The sequence below is a fragment of the Candidatus Hydrogenedentota bacterium genome (assembly GCA_018005585.1).
GTDB lineage: Bacteria > Hydrogenedentota > Hydrogenedentia > Hydrogenedentales > JAGMZX01 > JAGMZX01.
Genome location: JAGMZX010000252.1, coordinates 1 through 4,985, shown reverse-complemented (window position 1 = coordinate 4,985; position 4,985 = coordinate 1). Strand labels below are relative to the sequence as shown.

General features: G+C 63.9%; 6 protein-coding genes. All 6 read right to left on the bottom strand.

Annotation, left to right across the window (positions count from 1 at the left end):
• Window positions 1-130 precede the first annotated feature (130 nt).
• Entirely contained in the window at window positions 131-1,318 is a 1,188-nt protein-coding gene (locus tag KA184_23245) for a hypothetical protein (protein ID MBP8132507.1), read from the bottom strand.
• A gap of 114 nt (window positions 1,319-1,432) precedes the next feature.
• The gene (locus KA184_23240) at window positions 1,433-1,654 is read right to left on the bottom strand and encodes a hypothetical protein (protein ID MBP8132506.1); all 222 of its coding nucleotides are present in this window, start codon (window positions 1,652-1,654) and stop codon (window positions 1,433-1,435) included.
• 40 nt (window positions 1,655-1,694) lie between these two features.
• Window positions 1,695-2,432, bottom strand: a complete 738-nt coding sequence (locus KA184_23235; protein ID MBP8132505.1) for an NAD-dependent deacylase — start codon at window positions 2,430-2,432, stop codon at window positions 1,695-1,697.
• Window positions 2,429-3,706 (bottom strand): serine--tRNA ligase, encoded by a 1,278-nt coding sequence (gene serS / locus KA184_23230; GenBank protein ID MBP8132504.1) that lies wholly within the window; start codon window positions 3,704-3,706, stop codon window positions 2,429-2,431. Before serS ends, KA184_23235 begins: the two co-directional genes overlap by 4 nt.
• A 45-nt stretch (window positions 3,707-3,751) precedes the next feature.
• A complete protein-coding gene (locus tag KA184_23225) occupies window positions 3,752-4,573 on the bottom strand; it encodes a ParB/RepB/Spo0J family partition protein (GenBank protein MBP8132503.1) in 822 nt (273 codons plus the stop codon).
• Window positions 4,574-4,640: 67 nt separating this feature from the next.
• The coding region (locus tag KA184_23220; GenBank protein ID MBP8132502.1) for a ParA family protein at window positions 4,641-4,985 on the bottom strand (345 nt) is incomplete at its 5' end.

The window sequence follows — 4,985 nt, the reverse complement described above, 5'->3', positions numbered from 1 at the left end:
GAAATAGAAGACCGGCGCGGACCCGAGGAAGTTGTCGCGGCCATCCGACGGGCCGGATACGACCCGGTCTGGAAGGACTTCGACCACGCCTTCCATGGCTGACCGGCGCGTCGCGCCGCGGCAATTCACCCTACGGGGCGAAGGCAGTCCTGATCTCCTCCGTGCTTACGCCGAGGCACGCCTGCGCGACGGCGCTGAGCGCGGCCTCGCTGCCCTGGAAGTGGAACGTGCGGTGCGCGTGCGTGATTGTGCCGTTCGGCGGCAAATCGGCGGCGGGCGATGACGTTTCGAGTTCGTAGAAATTGCCCAGCCCCGGTTTGCCCGGTTCGGGCGGTCCGTCGTTGTACGAATTGACCACGTCCCCGCGGTACGGCTCCTCCTGCACCTCCCACATCGAGTTGACGAAGTCAATCACCGCGCCCGGCTTCGTGTACTGCACGAGGGTAAGCACCTGGCCGCTCGCGTCGTAACTGCCGAGTACCGGCTTTGCGCGGAGAGGCGCCACACCAATTTTGCCGCGATGCCGCGCGTCGGCCTTGAAAAACGCGACTTCGTCGCGGACCACGAGCCGCTCCGCCGGAATATGGCCAAAGTAGGCGTCGTTCAGCTTGGGACCCCGTTCGCTTTCCGGCCCGGCAACAAAGGGGATCACGATGGTCGTGTCGGGTGAGGCATTGAACATCCCCAGAATCCAAATCGAGAGCAGGCCCGATTCATGCCGCCACGACGCGCTGCCCCGGTTCATCAACGTGTTCTCGGTCTCGTAAGCGACAAGGTCGAGTCCGGCCGGAATCTCTACGTGGAGGGTCTCCCCGGCCTGTTCAGGCGAGAGCAGGCGCACCACGCGGTCGACCTGTATGTCGAAAGTGGTCCCGGCGCGGTTCTGTACACGCGCGGTCCTGCGGAAGGCAACGCGGCCTGCCGCCGACTCCACGACATCGAAGGGTTCCGTGTCGATGACGGCGGGCGTTTGCCAATGCTCAAGGTCGAAAGGCGCGCCCGGCGCAAAGAAGATGGCGAACTGGCCGCCCTCGGGCCCCATCCAGAAGCGGTCTTCGCCGCCGTACACGTTGATATGCGGCTGCATCTTGCCGGACGCAATCAGGTCCCGGTTCACCCAGCCGAAGCTCGCGCCCGCGGGGCCGCGCGCGGTGCTGGTCATGACGCGGCCCTGGTACGCGGGCACGACCGCGACTTGGGCGTTGCCCTCGGGGCCGCTCAGGGTGATGACCTCCAGATGCTGCTTCAGAAAAGCCACGTCATCCGCGAAGGTGGGCTGCCCGCCTGTTTCCGGCGGCGCTGCCACTGTGGAAAGCATCGTGAGGAACGACAATGCGATGATCGGCATCATGGCTGGTTCTCCGCTTTCTTGCGGCACAATTGCGGCATTGCCCGCGCGGTGATCATAGCGCACGGCCTCCCGGGGTTTCACTCAACTATAGGCGAGGCACGACGGTCCGACGACCGCCATGGACGCAAAGCGGAGGCCGAGAATGACTTGGCGGTGCGTGGACACGAAGTCGGCGCCGTCATTCACGGTACGGGCGCGCGTAGCAGGTTCTCCATCGGGACAAGACAACCTCCGGGCAAGCAGCCGTACCCGGGCGCCGTGCGCGTGCGTACACCCGAACAAAGACAATAAGGGAACCGGCAAAGGGTTCCCGCTGCTGCCTCGTGCGCCATGTCCCCCGCTCTCAGCGGCGCACCCAGTTCACGAGACGCGGCAGGCTTTCGCCGGAAGGTCCCTGTAGAAAAGCATCGGTGATCGTGCGCGTGAATTCGGTGGGTTCCACGTTGCATTCGATTACGTACGCGCCCGCGTCCTTCGCAGTGAAGGGCAACCCCGCGGCGGGAAAGACTTGCGCGGACGTGCCCACGATAAGAATGACGTCGCACGAGCGGGCAAGCGCCTCAGATTCGAGCAGCGCGCGATGAGGAATGGTTTCGCCGAAGAGTACGACATCGGGTTTCATGTACTCACCGCACGCGCAGCGGGGTCCCGGGCGTTGTTCCTTCGTGATGTCGAGCGGCCGCGCCGTGTGGCAACGCAGGCAAACGATCCGTTTCGTGTTGCCGTGGTATTCGATCACGTTCGTGTTACCCGCCTCCTGATGCAGATTGTCGATGTTCTGCGTGATTACGGCGTGGAGGTGGCCCAGTTCTTCGAGTTCCGCCAGGGCAAGATGACCCGGATTAGGCGTGACGCCCTCCATCATGCCGCCCAGTTCGAACCAGAGGCTCCAGACCTTCTCCGGATTGCGTATGAAAGCGTCGATGGTGGCGTATTCGTAGGGCGGGTACTTGGACCAGATGCCGTCTTCGCTGCGAAAATCGGGAATGCCGCTCTCGACGGAGACGCCCGCGCCGGTCAGCGCGATGACGCGCTTGCCTTCCGTGATGCGCCGGGACGCCTCCTCGTATTCGCGCGTCATGACTGGGCCTTTATGACCTCCAGCCCGTTCATGTAGGACCGCAACGCCTCCGGTATGCGCACGCTGCCGTCCGCCTGCTGATAGTTCTCAAGAATGGCGATAACCGTGCGCCCGACGGCTAGCCCGGACCCGTTCAGCGTATGCACGTACTCGGGCTTCTGGCCCGCGCGGCGGAACCGGATATTGGCGCGGCGGGCCTGGAAATCCGTGAAGTTGGAGCACGAACTGATCTCGCGATAGCAGTCCTGGCCGGGCAACCAGACTTCGATGTCGAATGTCTTGGCGGCGGAAAAACCCAGGTCGCCCGTGGAGAGGCAAACGACCTGATACGGCAGGTCGAGCAGTTGCAGAATGCGTTCGGCGTCGCGGGTCAGCTTCTCCAGTTCGTTCCAGGAGTGCTCGGGTTTCGTGAACTTCACCAGTTCAACCTTGTTGAACTGGTGCTGGCGCACCATGCCGCGGGTGTCCTTGCCGTAGGCGCCGGCCTCGCTGCGGAAACAGGGTGTGTAGGCCGCGAAGCAGACGGGGAGCACGGCCTCCTCGAGGATTTCGTCACGGTAGATGTTGGTCACCGGCACCTCCGCCGTCGGGATGAGCCAGTAATCCGTGCCTTCGAGCTTGAACAGGTCCGCGGCGAATTTGGGCAGCTGGCCCGTGCCGCGCATGCTGTCACTGTTGACCAGGAACGGCGGCAGCACTTCCGCATAGCCGTGGCGGGTTGTGTGGACATCGAGCATGAAGCTGATGAGCGCGCGTTCGAGCCGGGCCGCGGGTCCCTTGGACAACGAGAAGCGCGCCCCGGCTATCTTCGCGGCGCGCTCGAAATCAAGGATGCCGAGCCCCTCGCCCAGCGCGACATGGTCCTTGGGCTCGAAATCGAAACGCGTCGGCTCGCCCCATTTCCGTTCGAGGCGGTTGGCCTTCTCATCGTGGCCGTGTGGCACGCTCTCGTGCGGGATGTTCGGAATCGTCATCACGAGGCCGTTCAGCCGCGCTTCGGCCTCGGACCGCGCGTCATCGAGGCTCTTGATCCGGCTGCTGACCTCTTTCATCGCGGCAATCGCCGCGGCCGCATCCATTTTCTCGCGCTTGAGCCGCGCAATTTCATCGCCGGCGCGGTTCTGTTCCGCGCGCAGTTGCTCCCACTCGTGGGTGAGCCTGCGCCATTCGGCATCCACGGCTAGAACGGCTTCCAAATCCAGGTCCGAACCGCGCAGCGCGAGCGCGGCGCGCACGGACTCGGGAGCTTCGCGCAACAGCTTCATGTCCAACATCGGCGTGTGCTTTCCTGCGTGTTTCCTGAGACGTGCCGGCCGGGATCAGTGTTTCCGGCCGCGAAAGAACGTCAAGAGCCGTTCCAGTTCGTCCAGACTGAAGTACTCGATCTCGATGCGGCCGCGGTTATTCTTCGCCGTCTTGACGGTAACCTTGGCGCCCAGCGCCCGGCGAAGTTCGTCTTCGACGCTGGCAATGTTCGGGTCTTTCGCGGCGGGCTTCCGGGGTTCGGGTTTGCCCGCGGACGCGAGTTGCTCCACCTGCCGCACGGACATGCCCTGCGCAACGACTCTGCGCGCGACGCGGCTTTGCCCGGCGGCGGTTTCGAGGCCAAGGAGCGCACGAGCGTGGCCCATGGTGAGGTCGCCGCTGGCGACCATGTCCTGCACCTCCCGCGGCAGTTGGAGCAGCCGCAGCGTATTCGTGACCGTGACGCGCTTCTTTCCAACCTCCGCGGCAAGTTGTTCCTGCGTCAGGCCGTATTCGCCGATAAGCCGCTGGTACGCATGGGCAAGTTCGATCGCGTTCAGATCTTCGCGCTGGACGTTCTCGATCAGGCTCAACTTGAGCATGTCACGGTCGTCGACTTCGCGGCAGATCGCGGGGATGCTGTCCAGGTCCGCCAGGATGCTGGCACGGACACGCCGCTCGCCCCCCACCAGTTCGTAGCCGTCCCCTGCTTTTCGGACGATGACCGGCTCCTGAACGCCGTCGCGGCGGATGGACTCCGCGAGTTCTTCCAGGGTCTCCTCGTTGAAGGTCTGCCGCGGCTGCATCGGGTTGGGCTTGATATCCCGGGGGTCGAGCAGGAGCAGGCGCGCGCCATTGGGCGGCGTTTCCGCCGCCGGTTCGCGTTCGCGCAGCATATCCAGATTGACTGGGGCATCGCCCAGCAGGGCGTCAAGGCCCCGGCCCAGACCTTTCTTCTTCGGACTAGCCACGTGCGATTACCTCCCGCGCCAGAGCGAGGTAGGCCTTCGCGCCACTGGACTGCACATCGTAATAAATCACCGGTTGCCCGAATCCAGGCGCTTCGCTCAGCGTTACGTTTCGCGGAATGACGGTTTGAAACACCTTGTCGCCCAAGTGCTCGCGAACGTCGTCCACAACCTGGCGCGCCAGTTTCGTGTGCTGATACATCGTGAGCAGCACGCCGAGGATGCGCAGGCCGGGATTCAGGTTGTCGCGCACACGCAAAATCGTCTGCAGCAATTCGCTCAGTCCCTCCAGGGCGTAATATTCACATTGCAGCGTGATAATGACCGCGTCCGCCGCCAC